This is a genomic window from Pandoraea cepalis, assembly GCF_902459665.1.
GTDB classification, from domain to species: Bacteria; Pseudomonadota; Gammaproteobacteria; order Burkholderiales; family Burkholderiaceae; genus Pandoraea; species Pandoraea cepalis.
Genome location: NZ_CABPSL010000002.1, coordinates 41356 through 60285 on the forward strand (window position 1 = coordinate 41356; position 18930 = coordinate 60285).

General features: G+C 63.0%; 18 protein-coding genes, 1 tRNA gene and 1 pseudogene. 4 read left to right on the forward strand and 16 right to left on the reverse strand.

Going from position 1 to position 18930, the window contains the following annotated elements; genetic code table 11:
- Positions 1-17 precede the first annotated feature (17 nt).
- The 7 genes from PCE31106_RS04615 to PCE31106_RS04645 all read right to left on the reverse strand — a co-directional run bounded on the left by PCE31106_RS04615 (position 18) and on the right by PCE31106_RS04645 (position 5714).
- Positions 18-1244, reverse strand: coding sequence for an STY4528 family pathogenicity island replication protein (locus PCE31106_RS04615; RefSeq protein ID WP_033972345.1), 1227 nt, complete (start codon positions 1242-1244; stop codon positions 18-20).
- A 3-nt stretch (positions 1245-1247) separates the two neighbouring features.
- The gene (locus tag PCE31106_RS04620) at positions 1248-1808 is read right to left on the reverse strand and encodes a DUF2857 domain-containing protein (RefSeq protein WP_033972344.1); all 561 of its coding nucleotides are present in this window, start codon (positions 1806-1808) and stop codon (positions 1248-1250) included.
- Between the two features lie 15 nt (positions 1809-1823).
- On the reverse strand, positions 1824-3488 hold the full coding sequence (locus PCE31106_RS04625) for a ParB family protein (protein ID WP_033972343.1): 1665 nt from the start codon (positions 3486-3488) through the stop codon (positions 1824-1826).
- Positions 3481-3729, reverse strand: a complete 249-nt coding sequence (locus PCE31106_RS04630; protein WP_019726333.1) for a hypothetical protein — start codon at positions 3727-3729, stop codon at positions 3481-3483. Before PCE31106_RS04630 ends, PCE31106_RS04625 begins: the two co-directional genes overlap by 8 nt.
- Complete coding sequence (locus PCE31106_RS04635) at positions 3713-4588, reverse strand: ParA family protein (protein WP_033972342.1); 876 nt, start codon at positions 4586-4588, stop codon at positions 3713-3715. The genes PCE31106_RS04630 and PCE31106_RS04635 overlap by 17 nt, the downstream gene beginning before the upstream one ends.
- A 42-nt stretch (positions 4589-4630) precedes the next feature.
- Positions 4631-4843, reverse strand: a complete 213-nt coding sequence (locus PCE31106_RS04640; protein ID WP_009459729.1) for an AlpA family transcriptional regulator — start codon at positions 4841-4843, stop codon at positions 4631-4633.
- A gap of 118 nt (positions 4844-4961) precedes the next feature.
- Positions 4962-5714: a hypothetical protein gene (locus PCE31106_RS04645; protein WP_033972340.1), complete on the reverse strand. Its 753-nt coding sequence runs from the start codon at positions 5712-5714 to the stop codon at positions 4962-4964.
- A 905-nt stretch (positions 5715-6619) separates the two neighbouring features.
- Between PCE31106_RS04645 and PCE31106_RS04650 the strand changes: the two genes are divergently transcribed.
- A tRNA-Cys gene (locus PCE31106_RS04650) sits at positions 6620-6693 on the forward strand.
- Between the two features lie 268 nt (positions 6694-6961).
- Here the strand turns inward: PCE31106_RS04650 and PCE31106_RS04655 are convergent.
- Genes PCE31106_RS04655 through PCE31106_RS04670 form a run of 4 tightly spaced genes read right to left on the reverse strand, consistent with a single transcriptional unit; the run spans position 6962 to position 10113 of the window.
- Positions 6962-7723 (reverse strand): MBL fold metallo-hydrolase, encoded by a 762-nt coding sequence (locus PCE31106_RS04655; protein ID WP_150562551.1) that lies wholly within the window; start codon positions 7721-7723, stop codon positions 6962-6964.
- A 41-nt stretch (positions 7724-7764) separates the two neighbouring features.
- Positions 7765-8667: an alpha/beta fold hydrolase gene (locus tag PCE31106_RS04660; protein ID WP_150562552.1), complete on the reverse strand. Its 903-nt coding sequence runs from the start codon at positions 8665-8667 to the stop codon at positions 7765-7767.
- 52 nt (positions 8668-8719) lie between these two features.
- Complete coding sequence (locus PCE31106_RS04665) at positions 8720-9415, reverse strand: alpha/beta fold hydrolase (protein WP_017232527.1); 696 nt, start codon at positions 9413-9415, stop codon at positions 8720-8722.
- Between the two features lie 38 nt (positions 9416-9453).
- A complete protein-coding gene (locus tag PCE31106_RS04670; protein ID WP_150562724.1) occupies positions 9454-10113 on the reverse strand; it encodes an HD domain-containing protein in 660 nt (219 codons plus the stop codon).
- Positions 10114-10345: 232 nt separating this feature from the next.
- On the opposite strand from PCE31106_RS04670, the gene PCE31106_RS04675 reads away from it, so the two are divergent.
- Positions 10346-11311 carry a GlxA family transcriptional regulator gene (locus PCE31106_RS04675; RefSeq protein ID WP_150562553.1) on the forward strand — a complete coding sequence of 322 codons (966 nt, stop codon included), beginning with the start codon at positions 10346-10348 and terminating at the stop codon, positions 11309-11311.
- 96 nt (positions 11312-11407) lie between these two features.
- Here the strand turns inward: PCE31106_RS04675 and PCE31106_RS04680 are convergent.
- Both PCE31106_RS04680 and PCE31106_RS04685 read right to left on the reverse strand, forming a co-directional pair.
- A pseudogene (locus tag PCE31106_RS04680) lies at positions 11408-11764 on the reverse strand (LysR substrate-binding domain-containing protein); the annotation flags it as partial.
- Between the two features lie 90 nt (positions 11765-11854).
- Positions 11855-13060, reverse strand: coding sequence for an MFS transporter (locus PCE31106_RS04685; RefSeq protein ID WP_150562555.1), 1206 nt, complete (start codon positions 13058-13060; stop codon positions 11855-11857).
- 319 nt (positions 13061-13379) lie between these two features.
- On the opposite strand from PCE31106_RS04685, the gene PCE31106_RS04690 reads away from it, so the two are divergent.
- Both PCE31106_RS04690 and PCE31106_RS04695 read left to right on the forward strand, forming a co-directional pair.
- Positions 13380-14648, forward strand: coding sequence for a M20 family metallopeptidase (locus tag PCE31106_RS04690; RefSeq protein ID WP_150562556.1), 1269 nt, complete (start codon positions 13380-13382; stop codon positions 14646-14648).
- Positions 14645-15289 (forward strand): trimeric intracellular cation channel family protein, encoded by a 645-nt coding sequence (locus PCE31106_RS04695; RefSeq protein ID WP_017232534.1) that lies wholly within the window; start codon positions 14645-14647, stop codon positions 15287-15289. The genes PCE31106_RS04690 and PCE31106_RS04695 overlap by 4 nt, the downstream gene beginning before the upstream one ends.
- A 90-nt stretch (positions 15290-15379) precedes the next feature.
- Here PCE31106_RS04695 and PCE31106_RS04700 read toward each other — a convergent pair whose 3' ends face one another.
- The 3 genes from PCE31106_RS04700 to PCE31106_RS04710 all read right to left on the reverse strand — a co-directional run bounded on the left by PCE31106_RS04700 (position 15380) and on the right by PCE31106_RS04710 (position 18889).
- On the reverse strand, positions 15380-16126 hold the full coding sequence (locus PCE31106_RS04700) for a FadR/GntR family transcriptional regulator (protein ID WP_017232535.1): 747 nt from the start codon (positions 16124-16126) through the stop codon (positions 15380-15382).
- A 237-nt stretch (positions 16127-16363) separates the two neighbouring features.
- Positions 16364-17539, reverse strand: a complete 1176-nt coding sequence (locus tag PCE31106_RS04705) for a porin (protein ID WP_254440915.1) — start codon at positions 17537-17539, stop codon at positions 16364-16366.
- A gap of 66 nt (positions 17540-17605) precedes the next feature.
- Positions 17606-18889, reverse strand: coding sequence for a glucarate dehydratase family protein (locus PCE31106_RS04710; RefSeq protein WP_150562558.1), 1284 nt, complete (start codon positions 18887-18889; stop codon positions 17606-17608).
- Positions 18890-18930: the final 41 nt, after the last annotated feature.

Consider the following 18930-nt stretch of genomic DNA (forward strand, 5'->3'; position numbering starts at 1 on the left):
CCGCCTTGCATGCCGACTCACTTGCTGGCGAGCAGATTGCGTAGCCGCTCGATGTGCTGCTTGGCGACTTCTGGCGGCACTGGCTTACCCTGCGGCTGAGGTGGCGGTGCTGGTGGTGGTCGCTCGTTTGGCGGGACGGATGCCGATGGCGCGTCTTTCTTGGCCCAGGCATTGAACTCGCCATGGATGGCGCGCTGAATGATGCCGAACAGATACCCCGCAGGATTGCGGATGCCATGACTGCTGCATCGTGTGGCCCATTCGTCCAGCACGGCCTGTCTCAGCGCGGCATCAACCTGCTGCAATGCCACCCTGGCACCTGTCTGCTGCTCTGCCTTCAGTTCCGTGAAGCGCTTGGGCCATTGCAGATCGCCCAGCGCGCGCGCCTGCGCGGTAGTACGTACTTCATTAATACGACTACTACGTACTATACGGGCCATCTTCGGATTCCGAAGAGAGGCGTTTAGCACGGGTTTCGCCCCTGCTTCGGATTCCGAAGATGGGTCATCCGCATTCCGAAGAAGGCTCGATGCTCCTTCTTCGGAATCGTGGGCGGCGTCCTCCTGTGGATAACTTGCGGCGGCCGTGATGCCTTGGCTGGCGAGGCGTTCTGCCAGAACCTGCAGCCGCGACGGCAATGTGCGCCCGGAGAGCAGCGGATCTTCCGCGATCTCCTTAAGGGTGTTCAGGCCGACCATCTGGACGGCCTTGGCCGAATGGCCGAGGGACTGGCTGACCAGTGCCAGGTAGTCGGCGTCGAGCTGCATGGCCTCGAAGGGCGTCAGCGGTTCATCGTGCAGAACGTAGAGGTTGCCGAGGATGCGGCCGGTCTTGGGGTCACGCCGTCGCCGCACCAGGCTCAACCATCGGGTGAGGCGCAACAGCGTCAACGCTCGGGCCACGGTTTCATGCGAGGCCTGCCCGGCGCATGGCATCGATGCCAGCCAGGGTCGAAGCTGCTCATACGTCGGGAAGGCTGTCACGCCATCGTCGTTGAGCATCAGCCGGAACACCTGCCAGGCGTTGCGCTCCAGCGGCGTCAGGCGACGGTCGAGGAACAGTCGCCGCGGCACGGTCTCATGCCGGTTGCCGCTGAAGAGGAAGGCATCGCCGGACGTGGCGGGCGTCGGCGCAGGCATAGGTGCTGGCGCACTGGGCTTGGGCACGAGGTCTTTCAAGGCGGCGTCGAACAGGTCCGCGAGTGCGACGGGGCCACGGCGTGGTGCGGTGTCGTCCACGGCCATGGCTCAACCCAATCCTTGATCGACCCAGCTCTTGATCGAGGCCCAGACCACCGACAGAGGCAGCGACATGGCTTCGGCCAAGTCCATGGCGGCGTCGAGAATGGAGGTTTCGTCTTCGAGATCGACATTCCTGCTGCCGGTCACGGCCTTCCATTGCCGCCACAGATCCGTGTCCTGTTTCTCGTCCAGCACGGGGTGGCGGCCCTTGCGCTTGGGCAGGCCGAGGATTTCGCGGCGAAGCGCCACCTCCTGGTGGGTCAGGCCATAGAACCGACTGACCATCTCGGTGCTCGCACCCAGCCTGAGCATGCGATCGACCGTGGCGATTTCCTTCTCCACGTCCTGCGCCTGCTTGAGTAGTCGCCGGAGCACTTCGCGGTTCACCGTCACCGAGCACCAGGAGACGTTGGCGTTGGCGAGCACGCTGATCAGCGCGGGATGCTTGAGGGCGTCCAGTTCTTCCTCACCAAACCCCATCAGTTTGCACCGGCGCAGTTGCCCATTGCGCAGGTCATAGAGGGCCTGGGCGATGACGGCCTGGTTGAGTGGGTGTGGTGCGGACATGCTGGCCTCCCTCGCTCACGTTCCAAGGTCCGCAGCGCCGGCTTCAAGATCGAGCAGGCGCCGGGCCAGCCGCAGCAGCCGGAACAGCTTGACCAGCGCGGTGTCGCTCAATCGCTGGGCCGCATCACCCTGGCCGTGCAGCAACGCCGGCAGGTCGATGACGATTTGCCCGTCGTGCAGACCGACGTCGGCGGGCCGCTGACCGGCCAGGCACGCCAACAATGCGAGGACGGAACGGCCCAGCGGCGCCGGACTTTGGGTGCGGGCCCGGCAGGCGAAACCGATACCCTCTGCACGGTCATCAATGCACTCGTCCAGGTCTGCCTCGCTCGCGATTTCGCGGGCGAACTGTGCGATGTGGATGCGCAAGCGCTCGGCAGTATCCAAGCCGGGATCGATGTACCAGACATCGGAGATCGGATAGAGCCCGCCAGCCTGCACGGGGATGGACTGCAAGACGCTCGCCGAGAAGTCGGGAGGCAGCGCATCGCCCAACTGATCGGCGACCATGCGCTGGATGGACTGGAGCCGTTCGGTCGTCGGTGCTGGCGAGACGATGTGTTCCCGAAGCAGATCGCTCCCCGCCGCAGGGCTGGCCGGACCCGCCTGACTGGTATCCGTGTCGCTCTCGCGCGTCGAAGGCGTTGCCGCAGGTTGGCCTGCAGGCGGCGCTGCCGATGCAGCCCCTGCGGTGGGTGGCGCGGTGTTGGCAGGTGGGCGCGCGATGGTTTCCGACTCAGGCTCCGGCAACGCAGGCGGCGTCGAGGGCGGCGTTGGGTCGCTGATCAAGGCGCGCTGCCGGCTCTCGGATTCGGTCATGTCCAGGGCGAGCACGTCGTAATTGACACCCAGCAACTCGGCCATCTGGCCGATCAGCTCGTCCTGTACGCGCTGCGCGGAGAACTCGTCGGCCTGGACGTCGAATTGCGACAGCGCTTCCTGGAAAAATTCGTGGAAGTCCTGAACCAGGGAGCGGCCCTTGGCGTAGCGCTCCCACGCGAGCATGCAGGCTTTGCGCATGACCGACAGGCGTTCGACCTGATGGCGACCGAGGCCGCCATAGAGCACGGTGGGGATCGCGGGCAGGAGATACTGCACCGCGTCGTTCATGCGGCTGATGTGCGACTGTTGTACCGGGAAGCCATCGGCAGCGAGGCGGCGGGCCAGCTCGGACTGGCTCAAGGTAGTGCCACTTTCTTGCTCGTAGAACTCGCGTGCCTTCTCGACGCCGAGGGCGCGCTCGATGAACGTGAGGCCCCCGCGTAATTCGTTCTCGGCCAGGTGGCCGGTCAGCATGACGACTTCGCCGCGGCTGGGCCACGGCCGGAACAGGCACGATATACGGAAAAACCGCTCGTCCTTGGTCTCTGACCATAGTTCGCGCAGGATCGCCAGCCGCGTATTTCCGCCGTTGCGGATGATGTAGTGATCCTCACCTGGTCGGCGAGTGATGGCCGGCGCCGCGTCCAGACCTCGCTCGCGGATGGACGCCTTGATTTCCTCGTAGGCCGGGTTGCGTTTTTTCCTGGGATCGTGGTCGTAGGGGCGCAACTGATCTAGGGTCACGACCATGGGTGTGTCGGCGATCGGGTCGCTCAAGGTCGAGGCTGACGGGCCGCTGCGCTCGAACCCGGCCGCGAGCAGCTTGCCAGCCATCTGCTGGGAGGTGACCTCAGCCATGGCCGCCTCCCTGCGCTTGGTATCGGGCCTCGCGCTCGGCGCGGCGGATTTGCGCACGGGCATTCAGGGTCGCCCGGTGGTCGCTGGCCGTCGAGCTGGTGTAGATCGCGGCGCAGCCAGGCTTGGTGAACTTGAGGTGGCCGCCAGGCGTGCGTTTGACGTGCCAACCTTCGCCAACCGCGAACTCGATCAGGGCGCGAAGCCGCTTGTGGCCTCGGGCAAGCTCATGTGCGTTCGCCATGGGACCTCCCGGCATCAAGAGGGTGTGGCGGACGGCCGGACACCATGGCAAATCGGTGCCGCCATTGCGGAAATAGTTCGTCTGCGAGGCCGCGCATGGTGTCGAGCGCGGCGGGGGCGACTCTGCTCGGCGGCTGGCGGTATTCGACCCGATGCACTGGCAATCCGCGCGTAGCTGCACGCGGATACGCCTCGATGGCCGGCACGTCGGTGGCCAGCACGCGGATGCCGGCATGGTCCTGGAAAAGATCGCGCAGGGCCTGCTGGATCAGCCGTGCATTGGCTGACACAGGGTGGACGCGATTGATGAGCAGATGCAGAGGTGGAGGCTCGATGCCCAGGTGCCGGTAGGGCGCAATGTCTTCGAGCAACTGCATGGTGCCGCGCCGCAGCTCGCGCGCCGCGAGGATTTCCGGGGTCACGGGCGACAGCGCGAGGTTGGAGGCGAGTACCGCCATCTCCAGCAGCACCGATCGCGCGCCTTGGGTGTCGATCAGTACCAGGTCATAGAGAGGCGCCAGGACCGGCAAGAGATGGCGCAACCGCAGGCGCCCATCCGGCGCGTGCAGCAGCAAGGTGTTCAGCTCGCCTCGGTGGTCGTTGGAGAGCACCAAGTCCAGGCCCGCGACGATCGTGCGGGACACAAGCAACCCGAGGTCGCGCTCGTTGAAGGCCAGCAACTCGTAGATGCCACCAGGTGCGCGGTGGCCTAGCTCGTAGTACGAGGACAAGGTGGGCTGCACGTCGAGGTCGAGCAGTAGCACACGCAGCCCCGCGTCGGCGGCAAGCCCGCCGAGGTTCGCGGCCGTGGTGGTCTTGCCGACGCCACCTTTTGTTGAAATGATGGATACGACCTGCATGGCGTTCTCCGTGTGAGGATGGGAAGTCCGCTGGAGAACGGGTCAGGCCCGGTTGTTGACGCGCTCGGCGATCCACTGATCGATCTCGATGGAGTCCCAGCCGACCGCGCGCACGCCCAGGCGCAGCGCCTTCGGGAACAGGCCTTTGCGCATCAGGTTGTAGATGTGGGCGCGTTTGAAACCCGACTTGGTTTCGACTTCATCAAGCCGCAGGATGCGGCGCTCGCTTGCGGGCAGTGCAGGTGTTTGCGACATGGCGGTCACTCCTGAACGCTCAGTGGCGTTTGTTGGCGTGACCTCCATTCAATAGACATGGATGGGAAAAGACATTGCAAATGCAATCTCCGCGATTGCACATACAAGATGGAAAACCTCAGACTGTCGCGCTACGCAGCCGGCGTCTGGCCGTGGCGAACTTGCCGTTTAGCGTCCGCTCCGCGATCCCCATTGCGCCGCTGTGATGGGCGACCAATGCACTAACCACCGCCTCCTGAGTCTTGAAGCTGGAGTACGGCACGCCCGAAGGCGACTGGCCGAGCATCAGGTCCAGCATGCTGCCGATAATGTTCAGGTAGGTGGCTTCGGCGCGATCACTGATCAGGCACTGTGCGCCAGCAGAGGGCGCCATCTGCTTGAGAAGCGCCCCGTGCTTTTCCTGCAACTCATGCAGTTGGCGTTTGTACTGGTCCAAGGTGGACTTCAGGGCCAGGCGCTCGACTAGCATCGCCTGCCCAGTTTCCAGCGAGATGAAGGGATGGGCGATGCGCTCGCTTCGGGAGAAGAGGAAGCCCGGTCGTTGCTCGGGATAGTGTTGTCGCATCCAGCGCTTCAGATCGACGTGACGCACCGTCAGATCAGGGGAGTCGATCAGCGTGGAATCGCGCGTCGTGATGCCGTTCTGCCCGAAGGGCAGTTCTCCATTGAGGATGCCGTCGAAGATACGTTCGGTGCAAAGCCTCAGCTCGGCACAACGTGGGCAGTCCAACGACTGCGGCAGGCGCCTTGGCGACGAAATCGAAGCCAGGATCACCTGCTCGTATCGCAGCAGCCCGGCCCAGCGGATGGACGCTTCGATCGGGCGATAGAACACCTTTGATGTTGGTGCATCATTCTTGTTCTCGTGCATGCTCCGTCTCCTTCCAGGAGAAGAACTACATGACCGACTCCTTTGTCACCGACCTCATGGTCGGCCTGTCGTCTGTGCAGGAAGTGGGCACCTAAGGCCGCTTCGTCATGTGGTTTGAATACTTCTCACCAGTTCGCGCAACTGGTAGTCGTCGTGTGCTCGATGTGCAAAAATTCATCGATTAGAAGGTCGAGCATCGGGACGTAGGCTCGACAGTGACGCTCACGCTATCAGGGTCGTGAGAAGTTACGGTTTCTGCAAAACCGTCTAGGTATGACCTGATATGCCAGCGGTCTCAGGAGGCGTGAGGGGGCCGCAATCGTCGTCGAATGTCCAGCCGGACGCAGCAAACCCGCATCTGTCATGCTTGCCCCGTCATCCTGATATATCGACAAAGAATCGTGTGCGGAAACGCGGTGGCCAGCGTGCGCGTTCTTTCAAAGGAGCTTGAGCAGAAGGTCGCCTGTGAGTTGTGGTGCAGGCGTTCCCAGGTGGAATCCGACCTGTGCCATCACCAGAACCATCTGCCTGATCGTCTTCGCGATGATGGATGCGGGGCAGACAACCGGGCGTGGATGATGAGTTCGAGGCAGTCGCCTACGACGATGTACCGATCGTGGGTCTGGTGTACTGAGTGCAGCTCTTTGGACGTCTGTGGAACTCTTTGGACGAATTTGTTGCCGAGGACGAAAAACAAGGCTACAATTGAGGTCTTCGCTGGCCAGCCCAACGAAGAAAGTGTTTGGGAAACAACGACTTACTGTCCTAGTACACGTCTCGTTTCCCGCTCCAAATCCAGAGGGAAGCCTGGCTTCCCTTTTTATTTGCCGAAAAGCCCGCGGCGATCGATCCGAAGGGCGCCCTCGATGGCAACAGCGAGCGGTTACAATGCGGCATATCCCAATGGCGGGATGGCAGAGTGGTCATGCAGCGGCCTGCAAAGCCGTGTACGCCGGTTCGATTCCGACTCCCGCCTCCAAAATTCAAAAGCCCTGACTTGTCAGGGCTTTTTCTTTTTCCGCCGTTGATACGGCGCGTCCATGCAGATGCTGGTGCGCTGTCAAGTGCCGCTCGTTCATAGCGTTGCGCGGCTCACCCATGTCAGCATCATGGTCCGTTGAGAATTGCCGCATTAATATTCTGAGAACGATCCCAGGCATCGGAAATCGATGAAAGACATGACCGTCCCGAAACTGTTTTGCGTGAGCGCATTTTTGACGAGCACGCATTGCCGATGCTGGAACGGGCTAGTGATGCAGGTGTTTGCATTGGCCAGACACGCACGGATTGCCCGCCAGCTTCGCAAGCGCTTGGGCATGGCGCAGCACCTCGCGAACCTCCAAAGGCCCACCGTGACCCATGTGGAACCGCTTGCCGCCGCTCTGCACCATCCGAATCAGTTCACGCGACACCGTGGCGGGATCATCTTCGAACGGCGGTCGAATGGCTCGCCCCTTTCGAGTCACGCCACCGATAAGGATGCCTGAGGCGATCAGGTCGCCAACCATCATGTCCTGGGACGACAACTCCACGGCAATCGAGCCGGGCGTATGGCCGCCCGTATGCCGCACGATGCCATCAACCCCGAAGTCGAGCAGGTTCACCGTGTGGCCGTTGGTCATCATGATGTCCGGGACAAAGCCGTCGTATGGTTCATGCGGAACTGGCGTCTTGAGAAACAGCTTGCCGACCCAACTCGTCGTGCAATAGGTCATCGGCTCCTTGCGGCTGTAAAAATCCGCGTCATTCTGATGCGCCAGAATGGGCGCGCCCGACAATGCGCGCACACGTGCCGCGCTGCCGGCGTGATCGGTATGCGCATGCGTGACAACGATCAACTTGATGTCGCGAAACGTCAGGCCGTGTTCGGCGAGCACCTTGCCGATCTTGAGCTCCGATCCGGGAATGCCGGTGTCAATGAGTACACAACCGGCCTCGCTGCGGATGAGATGGGCGTTGACCATACCGAAAGGCAAGATCGGAATGGTAATGATCTGGGTCTGAAACATGACGTAATCCTTGGATAGGCAAGTAGACGGTGGCATGCGGTTTATGGTGTCGTGGCGAAGTCTTCGTCATCGCTGCGATGCGGTGCGAAGCGTTGCGTGGTGCCCGCGATCATGTTGCGCTCGGCAGGAGGCGCTTCCGCAGGCTCGATCAGTGCGGGCGTTGCAGCTGCTAACGGCGTGGCAAAGTCCCGGATCAGGTCTGACAGGTCGCCCGGTGCTTCCAGGGGCGAGAGATGGCCGATGCCCGACAAAATATGCAAAGTGGCGTGCGGTATGCGCGTCATCAACTCCTGCCGCAACACGGCAGGGGGATCGACCTGATCTTTTTCGCCTGAAATGACGAGTGTGGGAACGCGAATCAGTGCGGCTTGCGCGCTGATGTCTTCCTGGCTGGCGGCCAGCGGCCACGCCACTTTGGCTGCGGGCGCTCCGCGCAGGCTGTCCTGCACGACGGTTTCCAGATCGTCCGGCTGAAGCGGACTGGCGGCCAGCACGTGCCGGACGGTGGCCAGGATGCTTTCCCGGCTATCGTAGGCGCTGACCATGTCTTGCCTGACGGCAAGCGGCACGCGCATCGGCGATGGCGGCGATGGTGCTACCAGCACCAGTCCCGCCAATCCTGCCGGGTGGCGCGATGCCAGCAGTTGCGCGACTTTGCCCCCCATCGAATGCCCGACCAAGAGGTAATGGTCGAGGCCGAGGCTTTCGATCAGCCGTTGGGCATCGTCGGCCAGCGTCGCGAGCGTATAACCGCTGGATGGTTTGTCCGACTGGCCCCAGCCGCGCTGATCGAGCGCGATGGTGCGAAAAGCGGGCCTGAGGCGCTGGGTGACATGCCGCCACGTGCGCGACGACCCGCCCCAGTAATGCAGGAACACGAGCACCGGAGCGGTTATCCCGAGATCCTCGACATGTAGTTGGACGGTGTCCGAAAGGGTGTTCATGAAACGGCTCCTGAAACAGGCTGGCAGTGAGGATATTGCGGCTGTGGTGATCTCAGGCGGCGGCCTGAAGGATGAAGTCAGCGACGACAACGGGATGCGACAACATCGGCACATGGCTGGAAGCAACACGCTTGACCGTTGCATTCATGCGCGCGGCCATGCGTTCCTGATCCACGCGCAGGATGGCCTGATCGTCTTCGCCAATCAGGTAGAAGGTGGGACGACTGCGCCATGCGGCCTGTGTCAGCGTGCCGCCGAGCGCCGCGCCGTTGATCGGGCCTTGCGTGGCATGGACGACTGTCTGCTCGGCGGGGGCGAGGTCCTGTGCGAACAGGGTGGCGACGCCTTTGGCGGTGAGCGACAGGAACCCTTGCGCGTCGGGCCTGATTTCGTCGTTGAGCGGGGCGGCTTCGAACTGGGCGAAGAGCGAGCCGGCTGATTCGCCCGCATCCGGCGCAAAGGCGTCGATGTACACGAGCCGTTTGACCTTGGGATCGTTGCCTGCCTGCCCGATCACCGCGCCCGCATAGCTGTGACCCACCAGAACCACATCGCCCTGCGCCAGCGCGATGGCACGGCCAACCGCCGCGACATCGGCCTCGAAACTGGTGAGCGGAAGCTGGACGGCAGTCACGGCCATGCCCTTGGCGGCCAGCAGAGGGATGATCTTGGCCCAGCTGGAGCCATCAGCCCAGGCGCCGTGAACGAGGATTACGTTAGAGATCGAGTTGGATACAGAGACAGTCATCGTATTTCTCCTTGAATAAATGGTTTGGGGGAAGAGGCTTAGCCGTGCCAGTGTGAGCAGCGGATGACGGAGCAGAAATTCCCGCGATGGAAATGCGGCGCCTTGTCGGCGATCACATCTGCCTTGACGTTGCCGAATGTGGTGTCGGGCTTATGCTTGATGCCGTCGTAGAAGGCCTGGATGATGTCTTCCTTGAAGGCGGGGGTGCGTGGAAAGGCGGCGACCACGGCCTCACGGATGTCCTCGGGATAGCGGTCATAGGTCAGGCCCAGCACGTCCATCTCAACGCCTGCGGTGGTAAGGGCGATCACCGGATGCATGAATTCGGGTACGCCCGGCGTGGTGTGCAGCGCAATGCCGGTCCACACCTTTTCAATGTCGGCGGGGTCGAGCTTGTAGCTTTGCAGGAAGTCGCGGGCGGCGTTCGCCCCATCCACTTCGAAGCGCAGGTCGGCGCTGCTGTGCGACGGCATCAGACCGACATCGTGGAACATCGTCGCCGCGTAAAGCAGCTCCGGATTGAAGGTCAGTCCGCGTTGCTGCCCGGCGAGGGCGCCGAAGAAATAGACCCGGCTCGAATGGTTGAACAGCAGCTCGGTCTCGGTATCGCGCACAAAATCGGTGATCGCCCGGGCCAAGGCGCTGTCGGGAATGGCAATGCCATTGATGGCCGGCGTTGCATGATGATGGTGGGTCAAGATGGTTCTCCGTAGGTAGCGAACTTGGCGGGTATCGGATGAATGCAGGGTTTGGCGGGTGCCCGATGAGGACCTTGCAGCCGGTTCAATCATCATCGCGACAATCCGGTTTGGCGGCAATCGCATTGGCCTGCGGAAAACTGCCAAGCGTGAGTGATAAACTGCCAGCGGCGTTTCGGGCGAATTGGCGTCCGAAAAACGGATCATTCTTGGCGCGAGGACACGGGTACCGATGGCAAAGAGAGAAGTTGCGGTCGTCATATTCGACGGCGTTCAAGCGCTTGACGTAGCCGGCCCGCTTGATGTCTTCACGGCAGCCAATGGCTTCTTGCCGGAACAGGACCATTACCAATGCGTTCTGGTGGCAAGCAGCACCCAGCGCCTGCGCAGTTCCAACGGAATGTGGATGATGGCTGATCTGAGCTTCGATCAGGCAGACCGCGCTTTTGACACGGTGCTGGTGGCAGGCGGCCCGCACCTTCCCGCAAGTCCACCCGACGATGCCTTGTCGGCATGGCTGAGGCGATGGGGTGTCGCGGCCCAGCGATATGGCTCGATTTGCACGGGCGCTTTTGCGCTAGGCCATGCCGGACTGCTCGATGACCGAACCGTCACGACGCATTGGATTTGTTCGGAGCAGCTCGCAACGCAGTTCCCTGCAGCGCGGGTGGAGCATGACCGGATCTATTCTCGTGACGATCGCTTGGTGACCTCCGCCGGCGTGACGGCCGGCATTGACCTCAGCCTCTCTCTGGTGGGTGAAGATCACGGACCTGCGCTTTCTCTCGCATGCGCCAAGGCGCTCGTTGTTATCGCGCAGCGCCAGGGAGGCCAATCTCAGTTCAGCCCCCTGCTGATTTCGGCCCGTGACCCGGAAACCCCGCTGGGCAGGGTGCAAACCTACGTAATGGAACATATCCGCGAGGCGTTCCCGGTTGAGCGGCTCGCTGATATCGGCGGTGTAAGCCCGCGTAGTATTGCGCGGCTCTTCGTGAGTGAACTGAGCGTAACCCCGCATGAATTCGTGGAAGGGGTTCGCCTGGATCAAGCTCGCAAACTTCTGGAATCCACCGACGCGGCCCTCAAGACCATCGCTTTCGACTGTGGTTTTACCAGTCCCGACCATATGCGCAGCGCGTTTCAGCGGCGACTCAACGTCACGCCTCAGCAATATCGAGGAAGCTTCAAAACCGTGTAGAAGAATTTGCCTCGGTGAAGTTGGCCCTTCGTTGTTGAACGGCTCACTCGCCGGCAGTTTCGCGCAACACTCATGCCGCCGCGCCGAGGCGCGCGACTACCTGAGCGCGTGGTGACCAAAGCGTTCAACGAGAAAATCAATGAACGCGCGTGCGCGTGCCGACTGATTCAGTTTGTTCGGGTAGTAGACGAACAAATCGGCATCCGGCGGAACGTGTTCGGGGAGTACCGCGCGCAGTCGCCCGCTCTCCACGAGATCCACCGGCCGATCCGTCACGTCCAATTGCACTTCCACGTGGGGGTGCCGCTTGGCGAATTCGGAAAGGAGCGGCGCAATCACGGTGCGCCCGAACCCCATGGGCGCGTTGACGCGCAACAGGCCTCGCGGCACTGAACGGCTCGACGATACCGCATCCTCCATCTCTCGGATCTCGGCCAGGATGCGCGTCGCATGAACTTACGTGGGGGGGGCGCAAGCGACGGGCGGGCGGTGCGGACCGACCAGCATCGGCCAGCAACGTCGCTTTGCCCCCCCGCCATTGCGTCAACCGATGGAGGGGCGTGCGGTGGCGCGTCGTGACAACAGCATCAGCACTGTCAGCACGCAAAAAATGGCGCCTGCGTAAAACGTCGCCATGGCGCCGACCCGATCCCACAGCATGCCGGCAATGACGCTCGACCCGAGCGTGACGATGCCGCTCACCAGGTTGAAAACACCAAAGGCCGTCCCCCGCAATTGGGCCGGCGCCGTCTGGGCGACCATCGTGGCAAGCAGCCCCTGGGTCATGCCCATATGCAATCCCCAAAGGGCGACACCGACGAGCAGTACCGTCCAATGGTTGCCGTGCGCGAGCACGATGTCGGACGCGAACAACATCACAAGGCCCGCGATGAGCAATCGGGTGTGGCTCATCTGGTCGGCGAGCTTTCCGAAGGGATAGGCCGACAGCGCATAGACGGCGTTCATTGCCACCATCACCAGCGGCACCCATGCGACAGGCACGCCGCTGTCCATGGCCCGCAGCACCAGGAATGCTTCGCTGAATCGCGCCAGCGCAAATACGCCCCCCACGCCGACGACCCACCAATAGTCGCGTCCGAGGCGTTTTGCGTTCTCCCAGCGAATCGGGTTGACCCGCTTGGCCCCGCGGTCGTGAGCGGGTTCTTCAATGCCCAGCGTGAGCAGCGCCACGGCGATCACGCCGGGGATCATGGCCAGCCAGAAGGCCAGCCGAAAGTTGTCCGATCCTGCGAGCATGATGACAACCGCCAGCAACGGCCCCAGGAACGCGCCCACCGTGTCCAGTGCCTGTCGCAAGCCGAACGCCGCGCCGCGCAGGTGGGGTGGCGTAACGTCGGCCACCAGCGCGTCGCGTGGGGCACCGCGTACACCCTTGCCAACACGATCGAGCACGCGCGCGGTCACGACAACCCCGATCGTGGGCGCGATGGCGAACAACGGTTTGCTGATCGCACCGAGACCGTATCCCAAGACCGCAAGCCACTTGCGATTACGCAAATAATCGCTGAGCGTTCCGGAAAACACTTTCACGATTGGGGCCGTGGCTTCGGCGATCCCTTCGATCAGGCCAATCGTCGTCGCGCTCGCGCCGAGACTTGCCATCAGAAACATCGGCAGGAGGCTGTGGATGATCTCGGATGAAATGTCCATGAACAGACTGACGAAACCGAGTATCCACACGCTTCGTGGGATCTGTTGCAGTACCTTCGTTCGCGGGTTGGCTGACATCGAACATTTCCGAGGGGCGGCGGAATCGAGTGGGGGGCTGGACCTGCCCTCCCACAGGGTAAACCACCTGCAGGTTAGCTGGCAGGCACGTTTTCGGCTATTACAATTGTTGGGATTGCCCTGCCGCCGGAGCGACTGCTGCTGTGCGTCGTCGCCCTGCCAAGGGGGGCAACCGCGGAACGACGTGTCCGAGCGTGCCGGCTGGAAAGCGCCCGAACTCTTCTCTACAATGAAAACCCGCACTCGAAGCCGAAACCGAACATCGGCTTGCGAGCCCGCCGGCTGCGCTGGCGAACGCCGGCAACCCAGGAAGGCAACCATGTCGACACTGATCGAAACGATGACGGGCGCGATCGACGGCCTACTGCCGGAACTCGAGGCGATCTACAAGGACCTTCACCAGCATCCGGAACTGTCGATGCAGGAAGTCCGCACCGCACGGATCGTGGCGGACTACGTCGAGAAGCTCGGCTATGAAGTCGCGCGCAACGTGGGCGTGACCGGAGTGGTGGCCGTGCTGCGCAACGGCGCCGGGCCGACGGTGATGCTGCGTGCCGACATGGACGCGTTGCCGATGGCCGAAGCCACCGGACTGCCCTATGCCAGCACGGTGAGCGCGAAGGATGAAGACGGCGTCGAGGTCGGTGTCGCACACTCGTGCGGTCACGATATGCACGTGACCTGGCTGATGGGCGTCGCGCGACTGATGGCCGAACATCGCGACGCCTGGCACGGCACCCTGATGGCCGTTTTCCAGCCCGGAGAAGAAGTCGCCCGCGGCGCGCGCAGCATGATGGACGATGGGATGACGCAGCGCTTTCCGAAGCCCGACGTGATTCTCGGCCAGCACGTGATGGTCGGCGCGGCGGGCACGGTGGGCTATCGAAGCGGCACGATTCTCTCCGCCGGCGACAGCCTCAAGGTCAAGCTGTTCGGCCGTGGCTCGCATGGGTCGCAGCCCCAGACGTCGATCGATCCGGTCATCATGGCGGCGTCCACGACGCTGCGCCTGCAGACGATCGTGTCGCGCGAAATTTCGCCACGCGACAGTGCGGTGTTGACCGTCGGCGCCCTGCAGGCGGGAACGAAAGAAAACATCATCCCCGACGACGCCACGCTCAAGCTCAATGTGCGCACATTCGACGAAGATGTGCGCGAGTACATGCTCGGTGCGATCCGTCGTATCTGCTGTGCGGAGTGCGCCGCCTCGAACGCCCCGCACGATCCGGAGTTCACAACGCTGTCGAGCTACCCGCTTACGGTCAACGATGCCGCGACCCACGCGCGCCTGCTTGCCGCCTTCGAAGCCCATTTCGGCGAGCGCGTTTATGAAACGCAGCCCGCAGCGGCCAGCGAGGACTTCAGCGTGTTCGGCCGTGAATGGAAGGTGCCGTATGCCTTCTGGTTCGTCGGCGGCACCGATCCCGAGGTGTTCCGGCGCGCCGTGGCGGCGAAGCGGATCAACGAGATTCCGAGCAATCATTCGCCGAAATTCGCACCAGTGATCGAGCCAACGCTGCGCACCGGGTTGGAGGCCATGCTGTGCGCCGCCGGCGTGTGGCTCGCCCAACACGACGCAGCGGCATGAATTCCCACACGGTCTATCTCGTTCTCGACCTGATCGGCACCTTCGCCTTCGCGCTCAGCGGCGCGGTCGCGGCGCGTCAACGGCGACTCGACCTCTTCGGCATTGCGGCGGTTTCGTTCATGGTGGCTTGCGGCGGCGGCATCATCCGCGATGTCTGTATCGGCGCGATTCCGCCCACCGGACTCTCGAACTGGCGCTATCTAGCGGTGTCGTTGCTGGCATCCGTCGTGGTAATTGCCGCCTACGCGCCGGTTCGCCGGATGCACCAGCCAGTGCTCTTCTTCGACGCGATCGGGCTCGGCCTGTTTGCGGTCTCGGGCGCGCAGAAGGCACTGGCCTTCACTCACAGCGCCGAACTGGCGATTCTGCTGGGGATCGTGAGCGCGGTCGGTGGCGGCGTCATGCGCGACGTGCTGCTATCGCGCGTGCCATCCATTCTGGACCGGGAAATTTATGCCTCGGCGGCGCTTGTCGGCGCGGGCGTGCAAGTCGGTTTCTTCTATGCGGGATGGACGGACTGGTGGACGCCGTGGTTTGCCACGTTTGCCTGCGTCGCACTGCGTCTCGCGTCACTTCGTTTCGGCTGGGGGCTGCCGGTATTCGGCAAGCCGCGCGTGATCGACGGCCCCGACGGAAAGTAGCGGGGCTACCGGCAGGCAGGACCGCGAAACACAACCGGCCGTCGAACGTCGACTGTCAAAGGCGCCGTGCCCGCGTGCCGGGCTGCGGCATTACGCTTGCGGACCGGCCGATTCCTGCGCGCGACGCAGACGCTCGCGGCTGTTGGTGAGGTGCGTGCGCATGGCCGCGCGCGCCGCTTCCGGATCGTGTCGCGCAATGGCGTTGTAGATGTCTTCGTGCTCGCGATTCACGCGATTGAGATACGACACCTGGTCGTCGTCGGCGAGCTCGGCGGAATTCACGCGCGTACGTGGAATGATCGTGTTGCCGAGCTGCTCGAGAATGTCGTGGAAATAGCGGTTGCCGGTAGCGTTGGCCACTTGCAGATGGAACGCGACGTCGGCCGTCACCGCATTGCCCGTGCGTTGGCGCACGTGCATCTCGAAGTCGTCCAGCGCCTGACGCATCAGCTTGAGCTGTGTGTCGGTACGGCGATTCGCCGCCAGCCCGGCCGCTTCCGTTTCCAGTGAAATTCGCAGCTCCAGAATCGCCATCACGTCGAGCATTGTGAGGATGCGGTTGGTGTCGACCTGCAATGAATTCTCGCGCGGCGCTTCGAGCACGAAGGTGCCGATGCCGTGGCGCGTTTCCACCAGTTGCGCGGCTTGCAGTCGCGAGATCGCTTCGCGGACCACGGTGCGGCTCACGCCCAGGCTTTCCATGATGGCCGACTCGGTCGGCAGCTTGTCGCCCGGGCGGAACGTCCCGCTGCGGATCTGCTCGGACAAGGCGCTCACCACCTCTTCCGTGAGGCTGCGAGACTTGCGGCGAGGACGTGCGGGCAACGGGCTGGTCATGGACATGGCGTTGGTTGGAGTAATGGGTGACGACAGAACGCCCCCAGTTTACCTTATCGTCGGTCGCATACATACGACAACCGATAAGAATCGACCGCCAACGCCACCCCCTAATCGGTATCAGGCATTGGCGGCCGAAAGTACCACCTCGTGCGACTTCTCGCGACCACTCATGACTGCCTGGGCCGGCACGCGCACGGCGCCAGCCCGGACAGCTTTCCTACGGACGAACCCGCGTCAGAAATCGACGCGGATCCCCAGCATGCCGACCACCTGCGAACTCGTCGCCGACGGCGTGCTGTTCTGCGAGTCGCCAACCGCCGGGCCGGCATTGATGATGCTCGCCGCATTGGCCGAGAGCGACTTGCCGTTGGCGTGCTGCCAGGCTTCGAGCGCGTACAGCGAGGTGCGCTTCGAGAGCGAATACACTTGCGCAAGCGAGACCTGATGATAGGTGGCGGCATCGGTGATGCCGTTCGCCTTCGAGGCCGCCGTGTAGCTGTACGCCGCCGCCAGACGCCACTGCGGCGACACGACCCACGACGCATGCACGCCCGCGGTATTGAAGATGGCGGTGTCATGGAAGAGCGACGCCGCGCCCGGCTTGTACTGCACGTTGCTGTAAGTCGCGCCCAGCGTCACGCTGCCGATCGTGTAAATACCGGCCACGGCGATGTGTTGCAGCACATCGGCAGTGACATAGCCCTGGTTGAGGGAGGACGTGCCCGGCGTGCCGGTCGACGCACCATTCCACGTCGCCCCGCTGCCGCCCACGTTGTTCAGGCGCAGGTAGCCGGCGGCCAGCGAGAGCGGGCCACCGTCGTAGCGCAGCGCGCCGGAGTAAGTGTTGCCCTTGCTGAACGCACCGGCCTGTCCGCCAAAGCCGTATTGCAGGCTGGCCGTCACGCCCCACATCACCGGCGACGTGTAGGTCACCGAGTTGTTGATGCGGATGGTGGTGTCGAGACCGTCGATATCGCCCGGGTGTGCGCCGGTCGCGCCCGTCACGTAGGTCGTCGGGCCGATGGTGCCGACCATCAGGTAGTACGGCGTGTACTGACGGCCGAGGGTAACCGTGCCGAGCCGATCGTTCTTCAGGCCGACGAAGGCTTGACGATTGAACATCGAACCGGACGCGCCGAGTGTGCCATTGTTGAGGTCGAACCCGTTTTCCAACTGAAACAAGGCCTTGGTGCCACCGCCCAGATCCTCGGTGCCGCGCAGGCCCCAGCGACTCCCCGCCAGATTGCCGCTGCGCAGATAGGTGTTCGACTTGCCGTTCTGGTTGCTGCTGTACGTCATGGCATCGTCGACGATGCCATACAGCGTTACGCTCGACTGCGCAAACGCCGGGACGGCGCCAGCGGCGAGCCCGGCCAATACAAGCCCGGCAAACAATTTCGAATGTCTCACGACTTCTCCTTTTGTGGTGTGTTTTCTTGGACTTCGCTTGAAACGTTGTTGCATGCTCACGGGGGACTAAAAGCGGGGGGCTCTGCCGCTCCAGTCGGGTTGGTATTTGCGCATCTGGATGGCGTCGTTGCGAGTGCGCACGCCGCAACGCAGAAACTGCTCGTGCAACTTGGCCAACTGGTCCTGATCGATCTCGAGACCCAGCCCAGGGGCCCGCGTCACGGCGACTGCGCCATTGCGAATGGCGATCTTGCCGCCGCGCACGACTTCCTCATCCGGCGCTTGCCACGGGTAATGCGTATCGCAGGCGTACGACAGGCGCGGCACGCTGGCGGCCAGATGCGTCATGGCCATCAAGCTGATGCCGAGGTGGGAGTTGGAATGCATCGACAGTCCGAGATCGAACGTCTCGCACATGCGCGCGAGCAGTTGGGTGTCGCGCAATCCGCCCCAGTAGTGATGGTCGGAAAGGATGATCTGCGCACCATTCAGTCGCACGTTCTCGCGGAACTGCCGCAGGTCGGTCACGACCATGTTCGTGGCGAGCGGCATGCCCGTGGCGCGATGCAGTTCCGCCATGCCTTCCAGCGTGGGCGTCGGATCTTCGTAGTACTCGAGATCGCCGGCGAGTTCGCGGCCCATTGCGATCGCAGTGGCGAGCGACCAGTTGCCATTCGGATCGATGCGCAACGGCTTGTCCGGAAAGGCGCGCTTGAGCGCCTTGATGCACTTCACCTCTTCCGACGGTTCGAGCACCCCGGCCTTGAGCTTGATGCTGCCGAAGCCGTGGGCGTCGATCATCGTGCGTGCCTGGGCAACGAGTTGTTCGGCGTTGAGCGTTTCCCCCCAAGGGTCGAGCGGATAACCGGTCGCCGGCATGTCGATGTGCTGCGCGTACTTGAAGAACAGATACGCGCTGTAAGGCACCTCGGGGCGGACTGCGCCGCCGAGCAGTTCGACCAGCGGAATACCCAGATGACGCGCCTGCAGATCGAGGAAAGGCACCTCGAACGCGGCGTAGATCTTCTCGGCGTCCTTGCGCGGATCGGTGCCCGGCGCGAGTTCGTATTCCACGCGCTCACCGCGCACGCCCTGACGCACTACCGCCGCGACGCGCGCGCGCAAGCCGTTGGTGTCGAACGGATCCATGCCGATCAGGTGCGCTCGGGTGCTGTCAAGCAACGCCAGGACCGGCGCGTCGCCGTACGTTTCGCCGAGGCCCACGTGACCGTTATCGGTCTCGATCTCGATGATCGAACGCAGCGCATACGGCTCGTGAATGCCGGCCGCGTTAAGCAACGGTGGGTCGCGAAAAGCGATGGGGGTGATCGTGATGCGGTGAATTTTCACAGCGACTCATCCTCCGGCTCCAGGAGGAGCAGGGCAAGGGA